The organism is Nocardiopsis salina YIM 90010 (assembly GCF_000341025.1).
Lineage (GTDB): Bacteria > Actinomycetota > Actinomycetes > Streptosporangiales > Streptosporangiaceae > Nocardiopsis > Nocardiopsis salina.
This window is the reverse complement of the sequence record NZ_ANBF01000225.1, coordinates 1-25,470: the sequence shown is the minus strand read 5'-3', so window position 1 is coordinate 25,470 and position 25,470 is coordinate 1. Positions and strand designations below refer to the sequence as shown.

Sequence of the window (25,470 nt, the reverse complement as noted above, 5' to 3'; positions counted from 1 at the left end):
GCGCGTGCGACGGCCGCCGCGGTGACCGTGGTGTACGCGGCCGTGGCTGTGATGTCCACGCACACCTACGCCCGCACGCTGAGCGGGGACCAGCTGGGCGCCTACCTCGACTCCGTACGGGCCTCGATGGCGGACGTGCCAGCCGAGGGCGGCCTGTACTCGACACCCGTCCCGGAGGACGTGGTGCTGGAATGGAACCAGTCCGAGCGGCTGAGCTCCTGGGTGCTGTCCCCGCTGGCCGGCGCAGGGACCGCTGAACGCATGCGGGTGCCCGAGGAGGCCGACACCGGATACGTCTTCGACGGCGACGGCGACCTGGTCCCCGCGGCGCCGGGGAACAACGCCACGGCCTTCGTCCCGGAGGAGGGCGAGAACTGCCTGGAGACCTGGGACGGCGTCATGTCCTGGCCCGTGGAGGCGGACGGTGGTCCCTCGCAGGTCGTCACCATCGGCTACGAGGCGGAGGAGGAGACGGAGGCGACGCTGTTCCTGGGCGACGACCTGCTGGAGATCGACCTGCCCGCGGCCGAGGAGGACGGTGTGTGGTTCGTGCCCTCCGGCGCGCCCGGCCAGCAGCTCGCCCTGCACACCGAGGAGGACTCGGTCTGCGTGAACTGGGTGTCGATCGGGACGATGGGGCCGGCCGAGGACGGCGAGCCGTGGGTACCGGCCGAGGACGAGCGCTCGGAGCCCGCCGACGACGAGGACGCCGACGAGGCCGACGCGTAGATCCTTCGCGGGGGAGCCTCCGGGGCGAGGGCCTCGGGCCGCCGAGTGTCGTGGGGGTTCTGTGGGGGTGTTCTGTGGTGTTGCCTCGGGGGTGGTCGGGGCCGGGCCAATCCCGGCCGCGAGGCAACACCACCCCGAGGCAACACCACACACCCAATACATCACGGCGCGTCCGTGCCATGATCGGGGTGGTTCCATCGCCCCCTCATCCGAAGGAGCACGGTGAGCACGCATCAGATCCTCGACGGCGAGTACACGCCGAGTTCGTACAAGTGGGTCCGTGAACAGGTGGACCTGTACGAACGGACCGGGGGACGTGAGGGCAACACACTCATGGACACAGGGATGCCGGTCGTCATCCTGACCACCCGCGGCCGTAAGAGCGGCAACGTGCGCAAGTCCGCGGTCATGCGGGTCGAACACGACGGCGAGTACGCGGTCGTCGGTTCCCTGGGCGGTGCGCCGGAGCACCCGTCGTGGGTGCACAACCTCCGCGCCTCACCGAACGAGGTCGCCCTCCAGGACGGGCCCGAACCCTTCGCCGCCCACGCCCGCGAGGTGGAGGGCGACGAGCGCGCCCGCTGGTGGGACCGGGCAGTGGCCGCCTACCCGCCCTACGCCGATTACCAGGAGAGGACCGACCGCCACATCCCGGTCTTCGTCGTCGTACCGGCCTGATCCGTTACGGACCCCCGCCCGAGCAGGTTCAGGTCTGTCGGGCGGGGGCCTTCTTGTGCCGGGGCTCGCGGAAGAAGCGGCGCGACCACCTGCGGCTCGGCTCCTCGATCCACCGGTAGGTCGCCATCGCCAGGAGGATCGTCACGACCGTGATCGGAACGATGTCGAGCCAGAACGACCCCGTGAAGATCTCCTGTCCGGTGAAGTCCCGCCACAGGTACAGCACCAGGAACTGCCACAGGAACACCCCGTAGGAGATCCGCGCCAGGAACTGCCACACCCGGTGCCGCAGCAGCGAGTCCAGCCACCGCCCCTCGCGCCAGGCGTCGGCGGAGCGCACCGGGTACGGCGCCTGTGTGGGCCGTGGGGCGAGCGCGGCCGGGGCGATGATGAAGAACGCGAAACCGATTCCGGTCAGTGACTCCACTCCTGAGGTCCAGATGTCGCCGGAACCGATGAACCGACCGCCGGTCGCGTCGGTCGCGGCGAGCACGAAGAACCCGCCGGCGAGGATCCAGCACACCCCCGGCGACGCGGCGACGGTCCGGCAGAAGCGGCGCACGGGGCCGTCCTCGCCGGGTTCCCGCCAGGCCCACTCCGAGAGCACGGCCAGCGCCATCCCGGCCGCGAACAGGCCCATCGCGCGCGGCAGCCAGGCGTGCATGTACTCGCGGGGTTCCGGATAGAACTGCGGGATCAACGCCAGCAGCGCCAGGACCGCGAGGAGGGCCAACCCGATGAGCAGGCGTTTGGCCCGTACGTCCACGCTGTGTCCCCTGCGGGCCCACAGCGCCAGGGCCGCGGCGATCACGGGCAGGAGCAGGTAGAAGCTGACCTCCACGGACAGGCTCCACATCTGCCCGAGGCCGTAGGGACCGGTGCCCACCCAGTCGGGGTCGGTGTTGAACGTGAAGGTGAGCGTCATGACCTCGAACCAGTGGCGCACCGATCCGAGCTGGTCGCGCGAGTAGATGAGCAGCGCCGCCACCGCGACGATCCAGTACGCCGGGAAGACGCGAACCACACGCCGCCACAGGTAGGCGCGGGCACGCGGGCCCCGGGCGCCGTCGAGCGCGGCCCGTGCCCACGGCCGGTACAGCAGTACCCCGGAGAGCGCGAAGAAGAGCGGCACGGCCAGGTCGAAAGCGGACAGCAGCCCGCCGACCACCCCGGGCCTCAGGGAGTCCCCGGTCTCGGTGGCCACGTGGAAGACCAGGACCATCAACGCCGCCATCGCCCGGATGCCGTCGAGCATCTCGTGGCGGCCGTCGACCTGGGGCAGGACGAGGTCCGGGTCGCCTGGGGTGCGCGCACCGTCGTGCTCGGGCGCTGAGGATGTGGGCGCCATGGGGCCTTCCGGGGACGGGGGCGAGGGGAGCGCGGGCGCCGGTGCGCCGCGGGGAGGGGGAGCGAGCGGGTCACACGCGTCCCGTGCGTCAAGTAGAACCTGTTATAAAAATTAGGACACGCCAGGGTGACGCCGTTCACTACTGGGGAGTAGTCTACCCGGAACTGAAGCCAGTTCCATGGGGCCGATCCCTCCCCGGTCGCCCCCTCACCCCCACGAACCCGTTCCAGAACCGGACTCTCATCACGCCCAGGAGGGCACATGCGCCGTACCGTCGCGGTCGTTCTCGTCGCGTTGGGGGTCTTCTCTCTCGCTATGGCACCCCTCATGCGTACATGGGTGGCCAGTTCCCTGATGAAGACCCCTCTGGACTACTACGCCGAAATGGTCAACACAGGGCAGGCCGACTACTTCAACATCGAGGACGTCGAGCAGGTCGAGGACGCCGAGGTCGAGGCACACACGACCATCAGGGCGGACGTGGCCTCCAGCACCGACGACACTGTCGTGTGGGACCAGTTCACCTGGATCAAGGACGGAGAGACCGACTTCGGTATCTCTTCCACGAGCCGCCGCGGCGGCCACGACCGTGTGACCGGTGAAGGCGTCGACTGCTGCGACCCGATGGTGGACGACGAGGCCGTGACCCAGAACGGCCAGCTCTGGAAGTTCCCCTTCTTCACCGAACAGCGGGACTACGACTTCTACGAGACGATGGTCGAGGAGACCGTCCCGATGGAGTTCGACGGCGTCGAGAACATCGAGGGCGTGGAGACCTACCGCTTCGTCCAGGAGGTCGAACCCACCGTCGTCGACGAAGAGACCGTCCCGCGCGAGGTCGCAGGCCTCGACGGCGACGGCGACGTCACCGGCGACGTGGAGTTCTCCCTGACCCGCACCTACTGGATCGAGCCGATCTCCGGTTCGCCCGTCAACGTCAGCGAGGACCAGCACCGGGTCGTCGTGGTCGACGACGAAGAGGTGCTGACCATGCTCAGCGGTGAACTCAGCTACACCGACGAGACCATCGACCAGGCGATCGAGAACACCGAGGAAGCCCNCCACCCCACGCTGCCGATCGGCTCGCTGATCGTCGGTGTCGGCTTCATCGGAGTGGCCGTCGTCCTCCTGGTGACCGGCCGCCGCGGTGAAGAGGAACAGGACACCGGCCGCCACGGTGAACGACAGGCCTGAGACGAGCCCGACGGCACCCGGGACCCCGGTGCCCGGTCGGGCCCCGACCGAGACCGCGCGGGCAGCGGCCGCGCCGGCGCTGCTGCGCGCCTGCCGCCCCCGCCAGTGGCCCAAGAACCTGCTGGTCCTGGCCGCACCCGCCGCGGCCGGGGCCCTCGACGCGCCCTCGGCCTGGCTCGTCTGCGGTGCCGTCGTCGCCCTGTTCTGCCTGGCGGCGAGCGGCACCTACCTGCTCAACGACGTGCGCGACGCCGACAGCGACCGCGCGCACGCGAGCAAACGGCACCGGCCCGTCGCCTCCGGGGCCGTGCCGCTGCGGACGGCGTTCGGAGCCGGGCTGGCGCTGATCGCCGCCGCGCCTGCGCTCTCCCTGCTGCTCGCCGACCCCGTGCTGACAGCCGTGGTCACCGGGTACGTGCTGCTGACGGCCGCCTACACGTTCCGGCTCAAGGACGCCGTGCTCGTCGACCTGGTCGCCGTGGCCGGCTGTCACGTATTGCGGGCCGCTGCCGGTGCCGTGGCGGTGGGCGTTCCGATGACCGGGTGGTTCCTGCTCGTGGTCGCCATGGGTGCGCTGCTGCTGGTCAGCGGTAAACGCGAGGCGGAACGGCGCGGGACCACACCCGTGCGGCGCACCCTCGGGGTGTACAGTGCCCGGTTCCTGACAGGGCTGCGGGTGTCGGTCTCGGCGGTCCTGGTGGTCACGTACTTCCTGTGGGCGCTGTCCCAGGGGCCGTGGCACTCGGTCAGTGTGGTCCTGCTGTTCGCCTGTACGCTGCGCTACAACATGCTCGTGGACCGCGGGGAGGGGGAGGAACCCGAGGAGATCGCCCTGCGCGACCGTCCCCTCCAGCTCTGCCTCGTGGTCCTGCTCGCCCTGGTCGGAATGGGGATCTACCCGTGACCGTGCTCTTGAGCGGGTGGGGCCGTACCGCCCCTTCCGCCGCCCGTGTGGTGCGTCCGCGCGACGCAGCACAGGTGGCGCAGGTGTTGGCCGGTGCCGGGCCCCGGGGCGCGCTGCCCCGCGGTCTGGGGAGGTCCTACGGGGACGCCGCCCAGGACGCCGGCGGGACCGTCCTGGACTGCACAGGGCTCACCGGGCCGGTGCGGTTCGACGCTGCACGCGGTGAGGTCACAGCGGCCGCGGGAGTACCGCTGGGCAGGCTCGCTGACGCGCTGCTCCCGCACGGACACGTGCTGCCGGTGGTGCCCGGGACCGGGTACGTCACGCTGGGCGGTGCGATCGCCGCGGACGTGCACGGTAAGAACCACCACGCCGACTCCTCCCTGGGTGCGCACGTGAGGTCGTTGGCGCTGGTGACGCCGGACGGGGCGGTGCGGCTGGTGGGGCCGGGCGGAGCGGGTCGGCCCGAGGACGGCCCGGACGGCGTCACGGACGACGATCCCGAGCTCTTCTGGGCCACCGTCGGCGGCATGGGGCTGACCGGTGTGGTCACCGGGGCCACGCTCGCCACCCTGCCCGTGGAGACCGCCTTCGCCCGCGTGGACACCGACCGGACCGCGGACCTCGACGCCACCCTCGACCTGCTCTCGCGCGAGAGCGGGCACCGGTACTCCGTGGCCTGGATCGACCTGCCCGGCGGCGGGAGGTCCGTCGTCTCGCGCGCCGACCACGCCCACGTCGGGGACCTGTCCCTCGCGGCGCGGCGCGCGCCGTTGCGCGGGGGAGCGGCGGGGCCGGCGGCGACGGTCCCGTTCACTGCTCCAGCCGGGCTCTTCAACCGTTGGACCGTGGGCGCGTTCAACCGGGCCTACTACCACCGGGCGCCCCGCAGGCGGCGGGGGCAGATTCAGCCGCTGGCCGCTTTCTTCCACCCCCTGGACGGACTGCGCGCGTGGAACCGGGCGTACGGGCCCGCGGGCGCCGTGCAGTACCAGTGCGTGGTGCCGCCGGGGGAGGAGGACACCCTGCGCGCGGTCGCTGCGGAGCTGGCGCGGGTCCCGACCTTCCTGGGCGTGCTCAAGCGCATGGGGGAGTCCACGCCCGGACCGCTGTCCTTCCCGCGCCCTGGGTGGACGCTGGCGGTGGACGTGCCCGCCGACCTCCCCGGGCTCCGGGAGTTGCTCGACCGCCTCGACCGGCGCGTCCTGGAGGCAGGCGGGAGGTTGTACCTGGCCAAGGACGCCCGAGCCCGGCCTGGGACCATTCGTGCGATGTACCCGGGGCTGCCCGACTGGCGGCGTACGTGTGCGCGCGCCGACCCGGACGGGGTCATGGTCTCCGACCTGGCCCGACGACTCGGCCTGAGGGCCCGACCCGAGAAGGAGTGACCTGTGCGCGACGCCGTCGGTTCGGTGAGGTCCGTGCTGTTGTTGGGAGGGCGCAGCGAGATCGGCCTGGCCGTGGTCGAACGCCTCGTGCGCGAGGGCGCGCGCGAGGTGGTGCTCGCAGCTCGGGGCGGGACGGAGTTGCCCGGAGTCCTGGACGCGCCGGGGCTGCAGGTGCACTCCCTCGAGTTCGACGCGTCGCTGCCCGAGACACACGCCGACACGGTGGCGCGGGCGGTCGAGCTGGTCGGCGACCTGGACGTGGTCGTCGACGCGTTCGGGGTGCTGGGGGACCAGGCCGCATACGAGGCCGACCCGGTCGCCGCGGCGCGGGACAGCGCGGTGAACTACACCGGGCACGTGTCCGTGGACCTGGCGGCGGCCGCCAGGTTGCGTGAACAGGGACACGGAACACTGGTGGTGCTGTCCTCGATCGCGGGCGTGCGTACGCGCCGGTTCAACTTCGTCTACGGGTCCGCCAAGGCAGGTCTGGACGGGTTCGCGCAGGGACTTGGCGACGCGCTGCACGGGAGCGGGGCGCGGGTGCTGGTGGTGCGGCCGGGGTACGTGCCGACGCAGATGTCGCGGCACGTGGACCCCGCGCCGTTCCCGGCCACGCCCGCGCAGGTCGCCGCGGCCGTCGCCCGGGGGCTGCGGACCGGCGCGCACACGGTGTGGGCGCCGCCGGTCCTGCGCCCGCTGTTCACCGTGCTGCGCACCCTGCCCCGGCCCCTGTGGCGCCGCCTGAGCCGCTGATCCGCCGAACCGCCCGGGCGGTTCGGGTGTCGCGTTCGGTGAGGTGGTAGAAGGCCAGGGGCACCAAGCACATGAGCATCACCGTGGCGGGCAGCAGGGTGCTGCCCAGCAGTATCCCGCGCAGCGCCGTGTCGGTCTGTTCCACCACCTCCCCGGCGCCCGACTCCACGTACCCGCTCACGGCCAGGCACAGTGACAACAGACCCGTGCCCACGGACTGCGCCATCGCCTCCCCGGACGTCCACAGGCCCGACAGCACACCGCCCTGGCGGCGCCCGTCGTCACCCGTGGCCATGCAGTCGGCCAGCATCGAGCCGGGCAGAAGCATGGTTCCGGACAGCCCCACGCCGATGAGGACCGACGAGACCACCGCGCCGGGCACTCCCCACAAGGGCAGGCACATGAGCCCCAGCGCGCCGGCCACGAACACCAGCGCCGAACAGGCCGCCGCGCCCCGCTTGTCCAGTTGCAGCGACGCACGCCGCCACACAGGGGCTGCGGCCATGAGCGGCACGAGCACACACACCATGAGGATGCTCGTGTAGGCGGGCTCGCCCATCACGTTCGCGGTCACGTACGGGACCCCGGCGACCATCGTCCCGCTCGCCGTGGCCATCAACAGGTTCGCGGGGAACAGCACCCGGAAGTGCCGGTGCAGCAACGCCACCCGCAGCTGCGCGAACAGCCCCTCGCCCCGGTGCGGGTGCGAGGGCCGCGGCGCGCTCCGGGTCCCGGAGAACGCTCCCAGCATCGACAGCAGCACCACCGCGCCCATCGCGATCCCCATCGCGCGGTACCCGGTCAGCTCGTCGTCGGGAGCGCCCTGCAGAACCGGGGCGAGCGCGCCGCCCAGCATCAGCGCGAGCCCCACGAACGCCGTCCGCCACGTGTTGAACGTGGAACGCTCGTGGTAGTCCCCGGTGATCTCCCCGGGCATCGCCGTGTACGGAACCGAGAACATCGACGACGCCAACGCCGCCGCCAGGAACACCAGGCCCACGTACGCCGCGGCCGCGTTCCCCTCCAACGGCGGTCCGGCGAACATCCCCGCGAACAGCACCGGCATCGTCAGCGCACCCGCGAGCATCCAGGGGCGCCGCGGCCCCCACCGCGAGCGCGTGCGGTCCGACCACACCCCGATCGAGGGGCTCACCAGCAGGTCGACCAGTTTCGGCAGGAACACCACCGCGCCGGCCACCGCCGGGCCGACCGCGAGCGTGTCCGTCAGGTAGATGAGCAGCAGCAGGCCCGGAACGGTGTTGAACACCCCGATCGCCACCGCACCGGTGCCGTACCAGGCGTGCACCGACCGCGGCAGGCCCTCCTGCACAGACGAGGGCCCCGCCCCACCCGGGACGGGGCCGGAGACGGTCGCGGTCACGCGCGCCCGTCCACCGCCGGCTCCTGCGCCGTGGGTCCGGTGTCACCGTCGGTGCCGTACAGGTCCTGGTGGGCGACCGGGTCCACGTCGTGTGCCACGGGGCAGCTCGCCGGGAACGTTCCGATCCTGGACGGCTGGTACCCGTCCGGGTAGCTGCGGATGTTCGGGTTGTCGTCCGCCCACAGCGGCTCCTCGCGCGGCTTCATGCGCCGAACGACCTTCGCGCGCAGCTTCAGCGCGATGTCGGCACCCTTGCGCCAGCCCTTGGACGGCTTCTCGTACCGGAACGTCTCGATCAGCGAGTCGTCCAGGATCGCCATCGAGAACTTGCGCGCCGCCCCCGAGAACCGCTTGGGGTAGAAGGTCACCATGAGGTCCAGGGTCGAGTCGGACACCCGCCGACCGCCCTCGGTGTAGGCGAAGTGCTCGTCCTCGTAGTTGTTCAGGAGCTCCTCGAAGGCCTCGTACGTCTCGGGGATGTCCTTGATCCCCATGTACTTGCCCAGGGTCCGGTAGTAGTTGGTGATCCCGGAGATCTCGTGCTCGCTCAGGCGGCGCCAGCCGTACCCGTAGTCGTTGAGCCAGCGCACGGGCATCACGACGAAGGTGCTCAGCACGTAGCGGTAGTCGTCGTTGCTGATGTCGTACGACCGGTGCATCTGGTTCATCCGGCGCAGCGCATCACGGCCCTTGCCCGGCTCGAAGCCGTGCCGGACCATGTTGCCCAGGATCAGCGCGGTGTCGTCGTAGCGCTTCTGGGTGTTGCCGGTGAACTCGTCGGTCCTGCCGAGCAGTTCCCCGATGCTCGGCACCGCGTACGTGCGGTACAGGGCGATACCGAGGGCTCGGCCCATGTCCCACGGGAACTCGTGGGACTGCAGGATCTGCATGATGCGCACGCAGTCCTTCTCCGGGTCCAGGCGGTGGATCTCGTCGCGGAAGTCGAAGCGCTTCATGCGCGTCATTCAGGGTTTCCTCAGGGGTGTGGGGATCAGGGGTGGGGGTGGGGACGGGGGGTCGCGGGGTGCAACGCGCAGCCGGGCCGAGCGCTGCTCCCGGTACCGGGCGCCGGCCCGGTGGTGTGTGGAGGTGCGAAGACGGGGGAGTGCGTCCCGCCGGTCCTACGGTACTGCGGGCCGGTGCTGCGGGCCGACCGGGTCCGCAGCACCGCTCAGCGCTGCGGGGCGCCGTCGTCGCCGGAGCGCTCGGCGCCCTCCGGGGGCAGTGACTCGCCGGGCGCGGGCACCTGTGCACCGGTGGCGGGGACCTCCTGGGTGCGCATGCCGTGCGGGACCGGGCAGCCCTGGGGGAACGTGCCGATCCGCGAGGGGTCGTAGCCGTCGGGGTAGGTCCGGATGTTGGGGCTCATGCGGGCCCAGCGCGGCTCCTTGCGCGGGGGCATGAACCGCACGACCTTCGCCCGCGCCTTCATGGCCCCGTTCGCGGCAGCGCGCCAGAACCCGGAGGGCTCGGGGTAGTCGAAGGCCTTGATGAGCCGGTCGTCGAGCAGCGCCTTGGTGAAGGGACGGACCAGGGGCCGCTGCCAGGACGGATAGAAGCCGACCATGAGCTCGAGGGTGGAATCGGAGACCGCCCGACCGCCGTCGGTGTAGGCGAAGTGGTCGCGCTCGTAGTTGTCGTAGAGCTGGTAGAAGGCCGCGTAGGTCTCCGGGATGTCCTTGATGCCCATGTGCTTGCCGAGCTTGCGGTAGTAGTTGGTGCTCGCGGCGATCTCGTGGTCGCTCAGGCGGCGCCAGCCGTACCCGTAGTCGTTGAGCCAGCGCACGGGCATGACCACGAAGGTGCTCAGCACGTACAGGTAGTCGTCGTTACTGATGTCGTAGGAACGGTGCATCTGGTTCATCCGGCGCAGAGCGTCACGTCCGCGACCCGGGCCGAAACCGTGCTCCATGATGTCGTTGAGGATCAGCGCCGTGTCGTCGTAACGGTGCTGCGTGCGCTCGGTGAACTCCTGCGTGCGGGCCAGGAGCTCGCCCACGCTCGGCACGGCGTAGGTGCGGTACAGCGCCAGGCCGAGAGCCTGTTCCATGTCCCACGGGAACTCGTGCGTGGCGAGGATGCGCGTGATCTGCTCGCAGTCGGCTTCGGCGTCCAGCTCGTGAATCCGGTCGCGCCAATCGAACCGCTTCATACGGTCAGAACTCCAGTCACCTTCGTGCGGCCCGTCGTGACGGTCCGCGGTCAGTGGTTGCTCAGAACGCCCGTCGTGGGGGAGGTCCTGTGGGTGACTTTACCCGGATGGGCCGTATGTACAACGGGTCGGGGAGCGCCGGGCCCCGCGAACGGGACCCGGCGCCACCCGCGGCTCAGGCCGCCATCTGCTCCGCGACTCGGTTGACCAGCGTCAGCAGCACTTCCTTGGAGGACTCGCGTGTACGGGCGTCGGTGAGCACCACAGGGATCGAAGGGTCCAGGCTGAGAGCCTCCCGAACCTCGTCCGGCTGGTACAGGTGGGCGCCTTCGAAACAGTTGACGGCGACCACGAACGGCACACCGCGCCGCTCGAAGAAGTCCACCGAGGCGAAGCAGGTCTCGAGCCTGCGGGTGTCGGCGAGCACGATAGCGCCGAGCGCGCCCTCCGACAGCTCCTCCCACATGAACCAGAACCGTTCCTGGCCGGGGGTGCCGAACAGGTACAGGACGAGGGACTCGCTGATGGTGATGCGGCCGAAGTCCAACGCGACCGTGGTGGTGGACTTGGCCTCCACCCCGGACAGGTCGTCGACCCCGTAGCTGGCCTCGGTCATCACCTCCTCGGTGCTCAGCGGGGCGATCTCGCTGACCGACCCCACGAGGGTGGTCTTGCCGGCCCCGAATCCGCCCGCGACGAGGATCTTCAGCGCGGAGGGGACGGGGGCCTGCGTGTCAGAGTCTCTGGATGCCATCGAGAACCGCCTGGAGTACGTCCCGGCTGACCGGGCTCTTCGCTGTGTAGGGGGCACGGGCCAGGGCCAGCCCGCGGTTGAGGAGGTCGCTGAGCAGAACCTTGACGACCGCGACCGGGATGTCCAGGTGGGCGGAGACCTCGGCCACCGACTGGGGGCGACGGCACAGCTCGAGGATGCGCAGCTGTTCGGGCTCCAACTCCATCTCGTCGACCTCGGCGCGCTTGGCGGCGATGACGACGCTGATCATGTCGAGCTTGACGGTGTCGGCGTGGTCGCGCCCCTGCGCGATCACGTACGGCCGCACCAGCGGTCCTGCCTCGGGCCCGGGAGGGGGTTCGGGGTCGGGGGAGGCCTGTTCCTCCGGTTGCGGGGCCGGACGGGGGCGCCCGCCGCCGGCCTCCCGGATCGGGAGGTGGTGAGGCATGCCCTCGTGGCCGTAGTCGTCGTGTGCTTGCATGCTCTCCCCTATCGCGTGGCTTCCCCGGCCGCACTCTCATAACGGGGAGCGGCGTCGAGGTAGCGGCCGACCTGCTCGACCAGCACATTCATCTCGTAGGCGATCATGCCGACGTCGGAGCTCTCCTCCGCGAGGACCGCGAGGCAGGCCCCGCGGCCGGCACCGGTGACGAAGAGGTAGGCGCTCTCCATCTCGACGACGGTCTGCAGGACCTCGCCGCCGCCGAAGTGGCGCCCGGTACCGCGGGCCAGGCTCTGGAAGGCCGAGGCCACCGCGGACAGGTGCTCGGCATCCTCCTTGACCAGGTCCGCCGAGCGCCCGATCAGCAGGCCGTCGGCGGACAGGACGATGGCGTGGCGGGAGCCGACCGCGCGGTCGAGCAGCTCGTCCAGCAGCCAGTTGATGTCCTTCTTGCCCGCGGCGTTTCCGTTCTCGGGGGTACTCGTCACGGTCACTCGTCCTTGTCGGTCTCGTTGGTCTGCTGCTTGCCTTCGCGCCGTCCGCGGTCGGTGCCCTTCTGGAACGCGGACATGTTCTTGCGCAGGCGCGCCAGCCGTTCGGCGCTGTTGGCCTCACCGCCGGAGGGGCCGCCGGAGAGGGGAGCCCCACCGCCGGACGGGGCGGGGTCGGTGGCCAGTTGGGGGGCGAGGTTCTCCTGGGGGCGCCGCTTGGGCAGGGCGGGTCGGCCCTGGTCGTCACCGGATCCGGAACCGCCGTCGCGGCTCTGGTCCTCGGCGGGGACCGCGGCGATCTTGGATGTGCGGGTGGGCAGCGGGGGACGCGAGGCGGAGGAACCGTTCGCGCCTTCCTGTCCCTGGGGGGCAGGGCTGTCGGGCCCGTCGGCGAGCACGTCGCTGCCGCCCGCGGGTGCGCCGGCGCCGGTGCCGTTCCCGGTCTCCCCGCCGCCGTTCTGCGGGGCGGGGGCAGCCGGGGCCGCGGGGGTCTCGCCGGTGTCACCGGGCTCGCCGGAGGGCGAGGACGACACCGAGGCCAGCACGGGCTTGGCCGGTTCGGCGTCCGTCCGGCCGTCCTGTTGCTGCTCGTCGCCGGCCGTTCCGGGGGCATCGGACGCGGTGTCGCCGCCGCCGGTGCTCCCGTTGCCGGGGTCCTCGCCGCGGCCGGTGATGTGGCGGACCTCCCAGATGTCCTCGCCGGTGTCCTGCGAGGCGGGCAGCGAGGCGCGGTCGCCGGAGATGAGCTCCTGGGGCAGCAGCACGATGGCCTGCACACCGCCGTAGGGCGAGGCGCGCAGGTGCACCTTGATGCCGTGGCGGTGGGCCAGGTGCGAGACCACGAACAGGCCCAGGCGCATCTTCTCGTTGAGCCGCATCACGTCGAACTCGGGCGGCTCTGCCAACAGAGCGTTGGCAGCCGAGAGCTCGCCGTCGGACATGCCCAGACCGCGGTCCTCGATCTCGACGGTCACACCGTTTGGCACGTCGTCGCTGCTCAGGCGCACGTTCGTGTGCGGGGGAGAGAACATGGTCGCGTTGTCGACGAGCTCGGCGACCAGGTGGATGACATCGGCGACCGCGGGGCCGTTGAGGTTCACGCGGGCGATGCGCTCGCGCTTGACGCGGGTGTAGTCGCCGGACTCGGAGATGGCGCCCCGCAGTACGTCGATGAGCGGCATGGGGCGGTGCCAGGTGCGGCCCGGGGCCTCGCCGCCGAGGATCAGCAGGTTCTCGGCGTTGCGGCGCGAACGGGTCGCCAGATGGTCGAGCTTGAACAGCTGCCCGAGCTGCTCGGGGTCCTCCTGCTCGCGCTCCATCTTGTCCAGCAGCCGCAGCTGGCGGTGGACCAGCGTCTGGCTGCGGTGGGCGATGTTGAGGAAGACGCGGTTGACGCCGTGGCGCAGTTCGGTCTGCTGCACGGCCTCGTCGACGGCGGCGCGCTGTGCGGTGTTGAAGGCCTCGGCGACGTCACCGATCTCGTCCTCGGAACGCTCCAGTTCGGGCAGGGCGCTCTTGGTGTCCACACGCTCGCCCCGGTGGAGACGGCCCATGAGCTCGGGGAGCTTCTTGCGCGCCAGGTCGTCGGAGTCGTCGCGCAGCTTGAGCAGCTGGGTGGTGAGGTCGTGGGAGTAGCGGCGGGCCAGCAGCACGGCCACGGTGATCACGGCGGCCACACCGAGGCTGCCGCCGATGGCGGTGTAGACCCAGGTGTTGGCGCCGGCGCGGGTCATGGAGGCGGCGTAGAGGGCCTCTTCGGCGCCGATGTCGGTGAGCTCGGCGCGGACGGGTTGGTGGGCCTCGTTCCAGTCCGCGGCGTCCACGGGCATCGTGAGGTCGTCGACGTTCTCCGGTTCGAGGGTGACCGGGTCGGTGACGGTGCCGCCCTCGACCTGGCGGTCGATGATCTCCTGCTCGTACTCCTTGAGGCGCTCCCACTCGGGGCTCTCGATGACGGCCTCGTAGCGCTCGGCCTGCTCGTCGGACAGGTAGTGGGCGTTGGCCTCCAGGAGGGCGTCGTAGGAGCCCACGAGGCGCGTGAACTCGCGCTGGTCCTCGACGGTGAGCTCGCCGGTGTTGAACGCCCGGGCGAGCTGGGCGTCGGCCTGAGCGAGGGTGTCGACCGTGCGGAACATGTAGACCGCGGTGAAGCCGGGGCTGACCGCGTCGCCGGTGTTGCCCTCGCGGCCCTGGCTGTCGAAGCTGTCGGCGCCGTGCAGGACGAGCTCGTTGTAGTAGTCCAGGACGTCGTCGCGGCTCGCGTTGCCGGCGTCGACGCTGTCGCGGATCTCGTCGATGTCCTGGTACATACCGTGCAGCATCTCGATGTGCATGCCGCCGTCACCGGGCGCGAGGTCGGCGAACCCGATGAGGTCCTCGACGACGACACCGAGGGACCCGTCCGTGTCCTGGCGCGCCTCGGCGAGGTGCTGCGTGACCTGGGCGTCGTCGGGGTTCTCGATGTAGGCGATGGTGGCCGAGCGCTCCTCCATCGCGTCGACCAGGCCCACTGCCGCGGGGGTGACGAGCTCGTCCGTGGCGTTGGCGAGGATCAGCTGGAACGCGGCCCAGGTGCCGAGGACACCGGTGAGGATCAGCCACAGCGCCACGAGGGCGCTGGTGGGGATCATGACCATCGCGCGGATACGGGCGGTGATGCTGCGCCCGCGTCGTTTGGGTACTGCCTGCACGGTTCTCCTGTCGATCCGCGTCGAAGTTCATCGGTTGCGGTGGTGTCGCCGGGTGCTGAGGGGCACCGGGGGCCCGCTCGGGGTGCGGGTGGGGACGTCCCCAGGGCGCGGTGGTCCGGCCCTCGGGGCATGACGCGGGACTACCGCAGGGTAACCACAAACGCGACTTATGGCGTTGGGGATCGTATCTCGCACCGGAATGGGCCGATGCTGCGGGGGATGTCGGCAGTCTGCCATGACGGGCGAGAATGTCCAGTCGAAGCCGTATAACGTCTCGGAATACGACTGACTACGCAATGCGACAATAGGACAAAGGTCACATATGGTTCTGTGTTCTGCCTGGTGAGCGGAGTGCCGGGCACACAGGGGCCGTGGAGGCCGGGCGAGAGGCCGTCGCCGGCCCCGCGGAGATTTTCCCGTTCGGCCACCGGCCGTTCCCGCCGCGCACTAGCGTGGCCCACCGGAACGTGCCCGGAGGGGCGCTCGACAACGACAGGGCAGAGGCAGACCGAGCATGGAACGACCCTTCGACACCGGTGCGCCGGCCGCCGTCGAGGCCGCCGTCGCCCTGGTCCCGCTGCTGGTGGTGCTCGGGGGCGCGCTCCACCTGCGTGCACAGCACGTCCGCTACGGGCCGATGTCGGGCATGCCCGGCCAACTCACGCTGCTGGCTCTGTACGCGGGCGCCGGGCTGGCCGCCTACGCCGTCTGGCCCCTGCCCACCCACACCGACGGGCTCTGCGTGCGCACGGCCGACCCCGCCGCGCCGCCCGCCACCGGCCACGATCCGCTCGAGCTCGTCCTGGCCGCCGCCGTCCTGCTGCCCGTCGGCCTGCTCGCGCGCCACCGGTTCCGGCGCGGTCTGTGGACCACCCTCGCGATCGGGACGTCGCTGGCGCTCGCCGCGGCCGTGGTGCGGGCGACCGGGCTCCTGGGTGTCTACCCCTGCGCCTACGCCAAGACCTCGTGGCTCCTGGTCGCGCTCGGGGTGCTCGGAACCCTGGCGGGGTGGTTGATCGCGCGCCTGGCCCTGGGTGCCGGGCCCGGACGCCTGGCCCGCGGATGGCCCGGAGCCGTGCCCGACCGCGGTGTTCCGCCCCTGGTGCGCCGACTGCTGGGCACGGTCGTGGACCTGGGGCTGTGGTGGTTCGGTACCGCCTCGGCGCTCGCCCTGATCCGCCTGTGGACGGCATGGGCACCCGAACCCGACACCGCGGCCACCGTGCTCCCGGCCGTCGCCGTCGCGGGTGCCGCCGTGTTCCCGCTCCTGCGCCGCGACAGGGCCACACCCGGCGGGACCGCCCTGCGCCTGGGGCTGACCGACGCCCGCTCGGACCGCCCGGCGACGCGGTGGCGGGTCCTGGTGCGTGCGCTGCTGCTGCCCGTCCCGGTGGCGCTCGCGCTCGTGTTCGCCCCGCTCTGGCTCGCTCCCGTGCTCGTCGTCCTGCACGTGAGCACGGCCATCGTGCGCGACGACCGGGCCGGACTGGCCGACCTGGTCACCGGGGTGCGCGTGACCACTCGGGCCACGCTGACCGGTGAGCTGCCCACCCGGCTCGTGCTGCACCGCGAGCCCGCGCCCGAGCCGTCGCTCGCCGACGCCTGACCGGGAGGATCTTGCTACCAGCGCCGGGTTCGGCGCCGAAACCTGCTCCAGTAGCAAGATCCCCGCGAAGTCAGGCCCATTCCAGGTAACCGAGCAGGAGACCGATGCCGGCCAGGCACACACCCAGACCGCCGAAGAGCACCCGCACGTAGTGGGTCATCCACGGCCCCGACACGATGCGCGCCCGCTCCGGGGCGTCGGGGTCGTAGGAGACGGTGACGATCTCCCCCGAGCGCGACGCCGTCCACCCGGTGTTCTCGTGCTCCGCGTGCACCTCCACCCCGTCCTCGGTCCGGAACTGCACGATCATGCGCGCCGCCGTCGAGGTCTCGTGGTAGCCGATGACGCGGCCCTTGGCGCGCACGCCGTGGCGGATCAGCCGCAGTTCAAGACGGGTGTCGCGGGAGACGAGCCACAGCACGGCGACCCCGGACAACAGGGGCAACAAGGGATACAGGTCGGCCACGGGTCTGATCCTCTCGGCGGGGAAGGAGGCGGGGGCTGAGCGCCGGTCACGCACCGGTCGCGGTCAGGTCGGCCCCTCGGCGGGACCGACCAGGCCGTCGGCCATCTGGGCGAGGGTGGCGTGGATGTCCTCGACGGGCCGCTCCGGTTGGAGGTTACGCCAGTTCAGCGCCACCGTCACCACCATGCCGAACAGAGCAGTGCTCGCGAGGCCGGTGTCCAGGTCCGGACGCAGACGACCGTGTTCGGCCAGCCGCTCCAACTGCCCGGTGATGACCCCGATCGCCTCGTTGCGCAGCTGGTGCACGGTCGCGTACCAGGCCCGGTTGGTGCGCCAGGCCTCGGCCATGAGCATGCGGGCCAGCTGCTCGTGTTCGCCGATGAAGACCACACCCGCGCGGAGCACCCGCGTCAGGGCCTCGCGCTCGTCCACACCCTCCTCAGGGGGCGGGATCGCCGCGTGCAGAGTCTCGGCCAGGCGGCTGACCCCCCACTCCAGGAGCTTGGTGTAGAGCTCCTCCTTGCCGCCGAAGTTGTAGTAGACGGTTCCCTTGGCCACGCCGGCCCGCTCGGCGATCTGGTCGACGGTCGTGGCGTCGTAACCCTGCTCGGCGATCAGCGACAGCGCGGCGTCGTAGAGGCGCTGCCGGGTGGCCTGGCGGCGACCGCCGGAGGCCTTCCCGCGGCGCGGGGTGCTCGTGCTCATCCTCGTCCGGGGCACGCGTGGGGTGCGCGCCCGCTCCTTCCTGGTGACGGCACACGTGGTGCGGGGCCGCGGACGGCCCGGATCCGGTCGACCGCCCATTGTGCACCCTGCGGGTGTGCTGCGTGGACCGCACACCCGCAGGGACCTGCGGGGCCGCGCCCTCGGGCCGTCACAGGGGCGGGTCCTCAGAGTTTCAGCGGCGGGTGGAGCGCCTTCATCGTCCACGTGCGCTTCTGCTCGACGGTGATCCAGGTGAGGATCAAGGGCACGATCAGCCAGAGCGACATCACACTGACCGACTGCCACACCAGCTCCGCCTCACCGCCGGGCAGCAGCTGGCGAACGGCCGTCACCCCCCAGTACAGCGGCAGGAACGGTCCGATGGTCTGGAAGAACTGCGGGCTCGTCTCCGTCGGGTAGGTGCCCCCCGCCGAGGCCAACTGGAGCACCAGCAGTACCAGTGCCACCACACGCCCCGACGATCCGAACTTGACGTTGACGAACTGCACCGCAGCCGCGAATGCTGCCGCGGTCAGCAGCAGGAACCCGATCAGCGCCGGCCAGTGCGGTGTCGACAGTCCCAGGCCGCCGCTGAGCACCGCCGTCATGACCAGGACCTGCCCGATACCCAGCACCAACGGCACCACCAGCCCGGACAGCGCAACCCGCCAGGACGGAGCGGACGAGGCCAGGGCCCGCGACGACAGAGGCGGCAGCACCATGAACACCATCATCGCGCCCAGCCACAGGGACAACGGGATGAAGAACGGCGCGAAACCGGTGCCGTAGTCGGGGGCCTCGTTGTCGACCTCGCTGCTCAGCGCGACCGGCTCGCTCATGGTGTCCGCGGCGTCGGCCCGGGCCCGGTCGGAGAAGGTCGGGATCTCGTCGGCACCGTCACCGAGGCCCTCGGCGAGCTCGTCGGCACCGCCGGACAGCTCCCCGATGCCCTCGTGCAGTTCCGAGGCTCCGCCGCTGAGCGAGTCCAGCCCCTCGTCGAGTTCGTCGGCGCCCGAGGAGGCCGCTTCCAGGCCGTCGCGCAGGTCGCCCGCGCCCGAGGCCATCTCGTCCAGCCCCTCGGCGAGCTCGTCGACGCGATCACGGGCGGTCTCGGCGTCGTCCACGAGGTCTGGCAGGTCCTCGGCCAGGGTCTCGGCGGTCGAACCGACCGAGGCCGTGGCCTCGGCGGCCTCGTTGATGTCGGCGCGGTGCTCGTCCGCGAAGTCGGCCAGCGACATGGCCGTGCCGAGGCCGTCCTGCACGTCGGTGAGGATCCCGTGCACCTCCGGGTCCTCCTCGGCCAGGTCCGGGTTCTCCTCCAGGAACGCGTCCACCCTCCGGTCGAGCTCGGCCAGCTCGCCGGTCTCGGTCTCGGTCGGCAGGGACTCCAACGCCGTGGCCAGGTCATCGGAGGCCTCGGCGACCGTCTCGGCCTGCTCCTGGAGCTCGGGGATCTCTTCCTCCAGGCGGGGTTGCAGCTCGTCGGCGACCCTGTCGAGGCGTTCGACCTGGTCACCGACCTCCTCCGAGGCGGATTCGGCGCCCGTGGCCAGCGTGCGCGAACCCGACAGGAGCTCGGTCAGCCCCTCGTTCAGGTCCCCGGCCCCCTCGTGCGCGTCGCTCGTACCCGCGGACAGCTCGCCGGAGCCCTCCTCGGCGTCGTCGGCACCGCTGGAGAGCTCGTCAGCACCCTCGGCCGCCTCCTCGGTCTGGCCGTGGATGTCGTTGAAGCCCACGAAGATCTGGTCGAAGTACTCGCTGATCGCCCCCTGCGCGGCGGTCTCGCGGATCTCGGCGAACGCGCTGCCGGTGAGCTGCCGGACGATGTACCCGTTCGCGTCGTTGTAGTTCGCGGTCAGCAGGGCGTCGGTGGGGTCCTCGTGGTCGCGGGAGGGGGAGGTCAGGTCCGCGCTGAAGTGTTCGGGGATCGTCAGGGAGACGTAGTAGTCGCCCTCCCGGACCCCCGTTTCGGCCTCTTCGGCGTCGACCAGGTGCCAGTCGAGGTCACCGCGGTCGAGCAGCTCGTCGGCCAGTTCGGAGCCGACCGCGACCTCCTCTCCTCCGACCTCGACCGGTTCGTCCTCGTCGACCAGCGCGACCGGCAGCTGCTCGGCCCGGTCGAAGGGGTCCCAGTTGGACCACAGGTACATCCCGGAGTACAGAAGCGGGATGAGCACGAGCGCGCACAGTGCGGCCGCGGTCAGCGGGGAGCGGAGGAAGGACCACAGCGTGAGCAGGCCCAGCCGCGGGGAGGCGAACCAGCGCGTGCGCGGGGCCTCACGTCTGCGACGTGCCACGGTCACCCCCTCGGTGCTCGGAGCGGCGCAGGAGCGCGGTCAGGCGTGACCGCGAACCGGCGGGGGCGGGGGTTTCGGTGGTCGCAGCGGCCTCGGGGCCCTTCTTCCCGTCCCCGGAACCCGCGTCCGGATCCTGCTCGATCGGGAACGGCCCCTTGACCAGGGGCCCGCGCACCTCCTCCAGTTCATCGGCGTCGGCACAGGTGGCCACGACGGTGATCCCCTCCTCGGCGAGGCGGGCCAGGGTGCCCCACAGGTCGGCCTGGTGGCCGGGGCCGAGCCCGCCGTCGACGTCGTCCACCGCGAGCAGGCGGGGCTCGGCGATCAGCGCCAGAGCCACGCCCAGCCGGCGGCGTTCCAGCATGGTCAGGTCCTTGGTGAGGCTGCCGCGGTCGATGTCGGGCACATCGGCCGCGTCGAGCGCCTGGTCGACCAGGCCTCGGGGTGCGGGGCGGTTGCGGAGCATGACCGCCTCCGTGAGGTGTTCACGTACGCGCGCCCGTTCCTCGAGCGCGTTGACGTCGTCCATGAGCCCGAGCGAACTGAGGCGCCGCACCTTGCGGGCCTGCCGGGGCAGCGTGAAGCCGTCCACGTACAGGCTCCCGGTGGTGGGACGCATCCGTCCGGTCAGCGACAGCAGCAGTGCACTGCGTCCGCCTCCGGAGTCGGCCTGGAACACGGTGAGCGTGCCCGGCCGGGCGGTGAGGTCGACGCCGGTGTAGACGGGGCCCTCGCCTGTGGTGAGCGCGAGGCCCTCCGCCCGGACACGGGCGCCGGTGGCCCATCGCATGACTGCCCTCCTCCTTTTTGAACTGACCAGTCAGTACAAAAACCAGTGGGTTCACGTTACGCCCGTGGGGCCGATGTCCCGTGCTGCGGGAGATGTGTGGTCGGGCACAGCGGGGCGTGCGGCCGGTGCCGGTCTCGTGGTTGCCCTGTACAGAGCTCCGAAATACGCTTCTACGTAGAAAATCAATAATTACGGAGGGGGTGCGATGGCACAGGGAGCGCGGGCGGTCGACATGGGCCGACGGCGGTTGCGGTGGCGTCTGATCAGCGTGCTAGTCCGGAACGTGCCGGTGCTTGTTCCGATCCTGCTCGCGGTGGTCGCGGCCGACCTGGTGTTCGGCGGCATCGTGGGCGCATGGTTCCCGGTCGTGGTGGCCCTGGCGATGGCGGTCCACGTCGTCCTCCTGCTCGCCCTGCGCAGCCTGCGGGACGAGAGCTCACGCGGGCCGGTCGAGACCGCAGCACCCGTCGCGGGGGAGTGGTTCGCGCTCAACGGGCCGTCCGACAAGGTGCCCAGCCACGGGGTGCGCTTCCTCGGGCAGGAGTACGCGATCGACGTGCTGATCGACTCGCAGGAACGCCCCACGTCTCCGTGGTGGCCGCCCATGAGCCGCAGCGGGGTGTTCCCCGCCTTCGGGCAGCCCCTGTTCGCCCCGGCCGACGCGGAAGTCGTGCATGTGGAGGACGGCGCGCGGGACCACCTGAGCCGCGGGACCTACGCGGGCCTGGCCTACTTCCTCGTCGAGGGCCTCGTGCGGCAGGCCGTCGGTGCCCGCCGGGTACTCGGCAACCACGTGGTGCTCGACCTCGGCGGGGGCGTGTACGCGCTCTACGCCCACCTGCGGCAGGGGTCGGCGCGGGTGGGTGCCGGCGAGAAGGTACGCGCAGGGCAGGTGCTGGCCGAATGCGGGAACAGCGGGAACTCCAGCGAACCCCACCTGCACTTCCAGCTCATGGACGCGCCCGACCCGCGGCTGGCCGTCGGCATGCCCTTCACCTGGACCGGTGTCGGGGTCCCGGAGAACGGGTCTGCGTTCCACGTGCCCGAACACACGTGACAGTGCCTGCCCCGCCACAGGACCACACGCTCCCCGGGTGCGGTTGGATGGGGATGACGGCCCCACACATAGCAGGAGGACACGACGTGGCAGAGATCGCCGAGATCGCGGCACGGGTCCTGGACGACCCCGAGCGCTGGCCCTCCGACCCGCAGGAGGCCGTGGCGCTGCAGCGCCGCATGGCCGACCGGGTGCGGGAGGAGACGCTCGACGCGGACGGCGTACGCCTGGTGTGCGGGCTGGACGTCTCCTACGCCAAGAACGACCCTGCGCTCGCCGCAGCCGCCGTGGTCATGGACGCCCGGACACTGGAAGTCGTGGAACGGGTCGCCGTGACCGCCGAGGTGTCGTTCCCCTACATCTCCGGCCTCTTCGCGTTCCGTGAGCTTCCCCCCGTGCTGACCGCGCTGACCGAGCTCACCACCACGCCCGACGTGCTCGTCTGCGACGGGTTCGGTGTGGCCCACCCCCGCCGGTTCGGGATCGCCAGCCACCTCGGCGTGCTCCTGGACCGTCCCGTCGTCGGCTCGGCCAAGTCGGTGCTGTACGGGCGCCACAGCGTGCCCGGCCAGGAGCGCGGGTCCTGGGCGCCCATGGTCGCCGGACGCTCGGAGGTCGTGGAGGACTCCGCCCGCCTGGCCGGCGACGGGGCCGAGATCATCGGGCGTGTGCTACGGACGCGTTCGGGCGTCAAACCGGTCTACGTCTCCGTGGGGCACCGTGTGGACCTGGCCGGTTCGGCCGACCTGATCCTGCGCCTCTCGCCCACCTACCGGGTGCCCGAGCCGATCCGCCACGCCGACCGGCTCTGCGGTGAACGGCGCAAGGCCTACGAACAGGAGAAGGCCCGGATGTGAGCGCTCATGCGAAAGGGGCCGGCCCGGTGGGCCGACCCCTCTCCGGCTCGGGTCACCAGCTCGTGGGGACCGGACGCCCCTCGTTGTAACCGGCCGAGCTCTGCACGCCCACCACGGAGTGCTCGGCGAACTCCGCCAGCGAGGTCGCGCCCGCGTAGGTCATGGAGCTGCGCACACCGGCCACGATCTGGTCGACGAGGTCCTCCACGCTCGGGCGCTCCGGGTCCAGGTACATGCGGCCCGTCGAGATGCCCTCCTCGAACAGGGCCTTGCGAGCCCGGTCGAACGGCGAGTCGTCGGACGTGCGCAGCCGCACCGCGCGCGCCGACGCCATCCCGAAGCTCTCCTTGTACTGGCGGCCCTCGGCGTCGCGCAGCACATCACCCGGCGACTCGTACGTCCCGGCGAACCACGAACCCACCATGACGTTGGACGCGCCCGCCGCCAGCGCGAGTGCGACGTCGCGCGGGTGGCGCACACCGCCGTCCGCCCACACGTGGCCGCCCAGCTCGCGAGCGGCCTCGGCGCACTCCAGAACGGCGGAGAACTGCGGGCGCCCCACCGCCGTCATCATGCGCGTGGTGCACATCGCCCCCGGGCCCACACCGACCTTGACGATGTCCGCGCCGGCCTCGATCAGGTCGCGGGTCCCCTGCGCGGTGACGATGTTGCCGGCCACGATCGGCACGCCCGGGGACAGCGCCCGCACCTTGGCGATCGCGGAGACCATCTTCTCCTGGTGCCCGTGCGCGGTGTCGATGACCAGGGTGTCCACTCCGGCGCGGAGCAGCTCGGCGGCCTTGCCCGCCACGTCGCCGTTGATGCCCACGGCCGCGGCCACGCGCAGGCGCCCACCGGTGTCCACCGCCGGGCTGTACAGGGTCGAGCGCAGTGCGCCGGTACGGGTCAGCACGCCCTGGAGCGCACCGTCGCCGTCCACGACCGGGGCGAGCCGGTGCCGGAAGTCGTGCAGGATCCCGAAGGCCTCACGCGGTTCGGTGCCTGCCGGGATCGTGAGCAGCTCACTGGACATCACGTCCCGGAGCTGGGAGAAGCGGTCCACACCCGCGCAGTCGGCCTCGGTGACCACACCGACGGGCCGGCGGTCCTCGTCGACGACGATCACGGCGTTGTGCGCGCGCTTGGGCAACAGGTTGAGCGCCTCACCGACCGTGCTGGTCGGGTTCAGCGTGATGGCGGTGTCGTGGACCAGGTCGCGCTGCTTGGTCCAGGCGACGACGTCGGCGACGACGTCGATGGGGATGTCCTGCGGGATGACCGTGATACCGCCGCGCCGGGCGATCGTCTCCGCCATCCTGCGCCCCGCGACGGCGGTCATGTTCGCGACCACCAGGGGGATCGTGGTGCCCGTTCCGTCGCTGGAGGACAGGTCCACGCTCAGCCGGGACCCGACGGCGCTGCGGCCGGGGACCATGAACACGTCGCTGTAGGTCAGGTCGTGCTGCGGGACCTGGTCGTTGAGAAAACGCAATGCCTCTACCTTGGTCGAGACCGAAGGGGGTGGACCATCCGCCGTCTGTCGAGAGCGGCCGCCTGTTGATCCCCCTCTTACCGGTCAATTATGCCGCCCACTGATTAGGTCGGTCGACACCCCGTCTGCCATGATGTCTCGGTCCCGCTTGTTGATGCCCCTTGGCCGCCCCTTGAAATCCGGTGCCGTGACCGATCGCGCCGCGGCGGCGGGGCGCTCTGGAGAGCCCTTCTATGACGCGTTTCACTCTGGCGCAGGTCAAGGCCGAGACCTACAAGGCGAAGGACGCCTGGTGGACGGTCTACCTCACGGATCCGCTCGCCGGCCGACTGGTGGTGTGGACGGCCAACCGGACCTCCATCACCCCGAACCAGCTCACGGCAGGTGCGGGTGTGCTCGGCCTGCTCTCGGCCCTGGCCTTCCTCGTCCCGGCGTTCACGCCCGGAACCGGATGGCCGTGGTTGGTGGCGGGCGCTCTGCTGTTCCACCTGAGCTTCGTGCTCGACTGCATGGACGGCAAGATCGCCCGGCTCAAGGGAACCGGTTCGCTGTTCGGCACCTGGGTCGACTTCGTCTTCGACCGGATCCGGTTCTTCGGCTGCGTGATGGCCCTGCTCATCGGTCAGTGGCTGTCCACGGGCGAGGTCGCCTACCTGATTCTCGCGCCCGTCGTGGTCTTCTTCGACCTGCTGCGCTATCTCAACGGCCCGCAGGTGGCCAAGACCCGCCGCACCATGAACCAGAAGCTGGCGGAGGCCGAGGGCCGTCCCGAGCCCGCACAGGCCGCCGAGCCGGCCGGTGACCCCGAGGACGCGGAGAACGGCGCCCCCGAGCCCGCTCGTGCGGCCGACGCTCCGCGCCCGGCCGGCCTCTACCCGCGCGTGCGCGACACCCTGCTGCGGCACCGGGTGCGTCCGCACCTGTTCAGCGGCATCGAGTTCGAGATGTTCCTGTGCGTGGTCGCGCCCATCACCGTGCTGGTGGCGCTGTTCACCCCACTCAACAGCCTCATCATCCCGGTGGCGGTCTTCTCGGTCCTGGCTCTTTCATTCTTCGAGGTCGTGCTCGTCGCGCGCCTGTACAAGGACACCCGCCGCTTCGAGGCGCGCATGGCCCAGCTGATCGCTTCCGGGGATGCCGTCTCCGGCAACGGGAGCCAGACGTCGGGTTCCTGACGCCCCTGTGGACAAGACGAAGGGGCGCCCGTGCTCAGTCGTGAAGGCCGACCGGGCGCCCCCTTCTGACAGCATTCTGCGTCCGGCTGGACGGGCACGTTCTGCCTCTGCAACGCTGCGGTGTTGCCTCGGGTGTGGTGGT

General features: G+C 71.1%; 22 protein-coding genes and 1 pseudogene. 10 read left to right on the top strand and 13 right to left on the bottom strand.

The genetic code is table 11. The annotated features are described in order from the left end of the window. A pseudogene (locus tag D474_RS0125005) lies at window positions 1-729 on the top strand (hypothetical protein); the annotation flags it as partial. A 222-nt stretch (window positions 730-951) separates the two neighbouring features. Next, window positions 952-1,407 (top strand): nitroreductase family deazaflavin-dependent oxidoreductase, encoded by a 456-nt coding sequence (locus D474_RS0125000; protein WP_017616216.1) that lies wholly within the window; start codon window positions 952-954, stop codon window positions 1,405-1,407. 28 nt (window positions 1,408-1,435) lie between these two features. Here the strand turns inward: D474_RS0125000 and D474_RS29985 are convergent, their stop codons facing one another. After that, the gene (locus D474_RS29985; protein WP_017616215.1) at window positions 1,436-2,755 is read right to left on the bottom strand and encodes an acyltransferase family protein; all 1,320 of its coding nucleotides are present in this window, start codon (window positions 2,753-2,755) and stop codon (window positions 1,436-1,438) included. A 261-nt stretch (window positions 2,756-3,016) separates the two neighbouring features. Here D474_RS29985 and D474_RS0124990 point away from each other — a divergent pair, with 261 nt between their 5' ends. The 4 genes from D474_RS0124990 to D474_RS0124975 are packed head-to-tail and all read left to right on the top strand — an operon-like array spanning window position 3,017 to window position 6,994. Beyond that, a complete protein-coding gene (locus tag D474_RS0124990; RefSeq protein WP_017616214.1) occupies window positions 3,017-3,949 on the top strand; it encodes a DUF3068 domain-containing protein in 933 nt (310 codons plus the stop codon). A gap of 28 nt (window positions 3,950-3,977) precedes the next feature. Then, complete coding sequence (locus D474_RS0124985) at window positions 3,978-4,853, top strand: decaprenyl-phosphate phosphoribosyltransferase (protein ID WP_017616213.1); 876 nt, start codon at window positions 3,978-3,980, stop codon at window positions 4,851-4,853. Continuing rightward, on the top strand, window positions 4,850-6,241 hold the full coding sequence (locus D474_RS0124980) for an FAD-binding oxidoreductase (RefSeq protein WP_017616212.1): 1,392 nt from the start codon (window positions 4,850-4,852) through the stop codon (window positions 6,239-6,241). The genes D474_RS0124985 and D474_RS0124980 overlap by 4 nt, the downstream gene beginning before the upstream one ends. A gap of 3 nt (window positions 6,242-6,244) precedes the next feature. Beyond that, the gene (locus tag D474_RS0124975; RefSeq protein ID WP_017616211.1) at window positions 6,245-6,994 is read left to right on the top strand and encodes an SDR family NAD(P)-dependent oxidoreductase; all 750 of its coding nucleotides are present in this window, start codon (window positions 6,245-6,247) and stop codon (window positions 6,992-6,994) included. On the opposite strand, the gene D474_RS0124970 is transcribed toward D474_RS0124975, so the two are convergent. The 7 genes from D474_RS0124970 to D474_RS0124940 all read right to left on the bottom strand — a co-directional run bounded on the left by D474_RS0124970 (window position 6,942) and on the right by D474_RS0124940 (window position 14,883). Beyond that, a complete protein-coding gene (locus D474_RS0124970) occupies window positions 6,942-8,375 on the bottom strand; it encodes an MFS transporter (RefSeq protein ID WP_017616210.1) in 1,434 nt (477 codons plus the stop codon). The two genes, D474_RS0124975 and D474_RS0124970, sit on opposite strands and share 53 nt — an antisense overlap. Then, entirely contained in the window at window positions 8,372-9,331 is a 960-nt protein-coding gene (locus tag D474_RS0124965) for an oxygenase MpaB family protein (RefSeq protein ID WP_051051119.1), read from the bottom strand. Before D474_RS0124965 ends, D474_RS0124970 begins: the two co-directional genes overlap by 4 nt. Window positions 9,332-9,546: 215 nt before the next feature. Next, window positions 9,547-10,527, bottom strand: a complete 981-nt coding sequence (locus D474_RS0124960) for an oxygenase MpaB family protein (RefSeq protein ID WP_017616208.1) — start codon at window positions 10,525-10,527, stop codon at window positions 9,547-9,549. A 175-nt stretch (window positions 10,528-10,702) separates the two neighbouring features. Next, on the bottom strand, window positions 10,703-11,281 hold the full coding sequence (locus D474_RS0124955) for a GTP-binding protein (RefSeq protein ID WP_017616207.1): 579 nt from the start codon (window positions 11,279-11,281) through the stop codon (window positions 10,703-10,705). Further along, window positions 11,262-11,741: a DUF742 domain-containing protein gene (locus D474_RS0124950; protein ID WP_017616206.1), complete on the bottom strand. Its 480-nt coding sequence runs from the start codon at window positions 11,739-11,741 to the stop codon at window positions 11,262-11,264. The genes D474_RS0124955 and D474_RS0124950 overlap by 20 nt, the downstream gene beginning before the upstream one ends. A gap of 8 nt (window positions 11,742-11,749) precedes the next feature. Then, complete coding sequence (locus D474_RS0124945; protein ID WP_026118783.1) at window positions 11,750-12,190, bottom strand: roadblock/LC7 domain-containing protein; 441 nt, start codon at window positions 12,188-12,190, stop codon at window positions 11,750-11,752. A gap of 2 nt (window positions 12,191-12,192) precedes the next feature. Beyond that, complete coding sequence (locus D474_RS0124940) at window positions 12,193-14,883, bottom strand: nitrate- and nitrite sensing domain-containing protein (RefSeq protein ID WP_017616204.1); 2,691 nt, start codon at window positions 14,881-14,883, stop codon at window positions 12,193-12,195. 514 nt (window positions 14,884-15,397) lie between these two features. On the opposite strand from D474_RS0124940, the gene D474_RS0124935 reads away from it, so the two are divergent. After that, on the top strand, window positions 15,398-16,489 hold the full coding sequence (locus D474_RS0124935; protein ID WP_017616203.1) for an RDD family protein: 1,092 nt from the start codon (window positions 15,398-15,400) through the stop codon (window positions 16,487-16,489). 70 nt (window positions 16,490-16,559) lie between these two features. Here D474_RS0124935 and D474_RS0124925 read toward each other — a convergent pair whose 3' ends face one another. The 4 genes from D474_RS0124925 to D474_RS0124910 all read right to left on the bottom strand — a co-directional run bounded on the left by D474_RS0124925 (window position 16,560) and on the right by D474_RS0124910 (window position 20,747). Then, complete coding sequence (locus D474_RS0124925) at window positions 16,560-16,955, bottom strand: DUF3592 domain-containing protein (protein WP_017616202.1); 396 nt, start codon at window positions 16,953-16,955, stop codon at window positions 16,560-16,562. 63 nt (window positions 16,956-17,018) lie between these two features. Continuing rightward, the gene (locus D474_RS0124920) at window positions 17,019-17,660 is read right to left on the bottom strand and encodes a TetR/AcrR family transcriptional regulator (protein ID WP_017616201.1); all 642 of its coding nucleotides are present in this window, start codon (window positions 17,658-17,660) and stop codon (window positions 17,019-17,021) included. A gap of 185 nt (window positions 17,661-17,845) precedes the next feature. Beyond that, on the bottom strand, window positions 17,846-19,963 hold the full coding sequence (locus tag D474_RS0124915; protein ID WP_017616200.1) for a YhgE/Pip family protein: 2,118 nt from the start codon (window positions 19,961-19,963) through the stop codon (window positions 17,846-17,848). Beyond that, window positions 19,938-20,747 carry an ATP-binding cassette domain-containing protein gene (locus D474_RS0124910; RefSeq protein ID WP_017616199.1) on the bottom strand — a complete coding sequence of 270 codons (810 nt, stop codon included), beginning with the start codon at window positions 20,745-20,747 and terminating at the stop codon, window positions 19,938-19,940. Before D474_RS0124910 ends, D474_RS0124915 begins: the two co-directional genes overlap by 26 nt. 205 nt (window positions 20,748-20,952) lie before the next feature. Between D474_RS0124910 and D474_RS0124905 the strand changes: the two genes are divergently transcribed. Next, window positions 20,953-21,804, top strand: a complete 852-nt coding sequence (locus tag D474_RS0124905; protein WP_017616198.1) for a peptidoglycan DD-metalloendopeptidase family protein — start codon at window positions 20,953-20,955, stop codon at window positions 21,802-21,804. A gap of 86 nt (window positions 21,805-21,890) precedes the next feature. After that, the gene (locus D474_RS0124900) at window positions 21,891-22,661 is read left to right on the top strand and encodes an endonuclease V (RefSeq protein WP_017616197.1); all 771 of its coding nucleotides are present in this window, start codon (window positions 21,891-21,893) and stop codon (window positions 22,659-22,661) included. Window positions 22,662-22,713: 52 nt separating this feature from the next. Here D474_RS0124900 and D474_RS0124895 read toward each other — a convergent pair whose 3' ends face one another. Further along, the gene (locus D474_RS0124895) at window positions 22,714-24,153 is read right to left on the bottom strand and encodes a GuaB1 family IMP dehydrogenase-related protein (RefSeq protein ID WP_017616196.1); all 1,440 of its coding nucleotides are present in this window, start codon (window positions 24,151-24,153) and stop codon (window positions 22,714-22,716) included. A 233-nt stretch (window positions 24,154-24,386) separates the two neighbouring features. On the opposite strand from D474_RS0124895, the gene D474_RS0124890 reads away from it, so the two are divergent. Further along, window positions 24,387-25,328: a CDP-alcohol phosphatidyltransferase family protein gene (locus D474_RS0124890; protein ID WP_017616195.1), complete on the top strand. Its 942-nt coding sequence runs from the start codon at window positions 24,387-24,389 to the stop codon at window positions 25,326-25,328. Window positions 25,329-25,470: the final 142 nt, after the last annotated feature.

Bases quoted from the DNA above. Each gene is read 5' to 3' on its own strand.
- D474_RS0124960 (WP_017616208.1), bottom strand. From the start codon at position 10,527: ATGAAGCGGTTCGATTGGCGCGACCGGATTCACGAGCTGGACGCCGAA.
- D474_RS0124965 (WP_051051119.1), bottom strand. From the start codon at position 9,331: ATGAAGCGCTTCGACTTCCGCGACGAGATCCACCGCCTGGACCCGGAG.
- D474_RS0124935 (WP_017616203.1), top strand. From the start codon at position 15,398: ATGGAACGACCCTTCGACACCGGTGCGCCGGCCGCCGTCGAGGCCGCC.
- D474_RS0124910 (WP_017616199.1), bottom strand. From the start codon at position 20,747: ATGCGATGGGCCACCGGCGCCCGTGTCCGGGCGGAGGGCCTCGCGCTC.
- D474_RS0124955 (WP_017616207.1), bottom strand. From the start codon at position 11,281: ATGGCATCCAGAGACTCTGACACGCAGGCCCCCGTCCCCTCCGCGCTG.
- D474_RS0124890 (WP_017616195.1), top strand. From the start codon at position 24,387: ATGACGCGTTTCACTCTGGCGCAGGTCAAGGCCGAGACCTACAAGGCG.
- D474_RS0124920 (WP_017616201.1), bottom strand. From the start codon at position 17,660: ATGAGCACGAGCACCCCGCGCCGCGGGAAGGCCTCCGGCGGTCGCCGC.
- D474_RS0124905 (WP_017616198.1), top strand. From the start codon at position 20,953: ATGGCACAGGGAGCGCGGGCGGTCGACATGGGCCGACGGCGGTTGCGG.
- D474_RS29985 (WP_017616215.1), bottom strand. From the start codon at position 2,755: ATGGCGCCCACATCCTCAGCGCCCGAGCACGACGGTGCGCGCACCCCA.
- D474_RS0124950 (WP_017616206.1), bottom strand. From the start codon at position 11,741: ATGCAAGCACACGACGACTACGGCCACGAGGGCATGCCTCACCACCTC.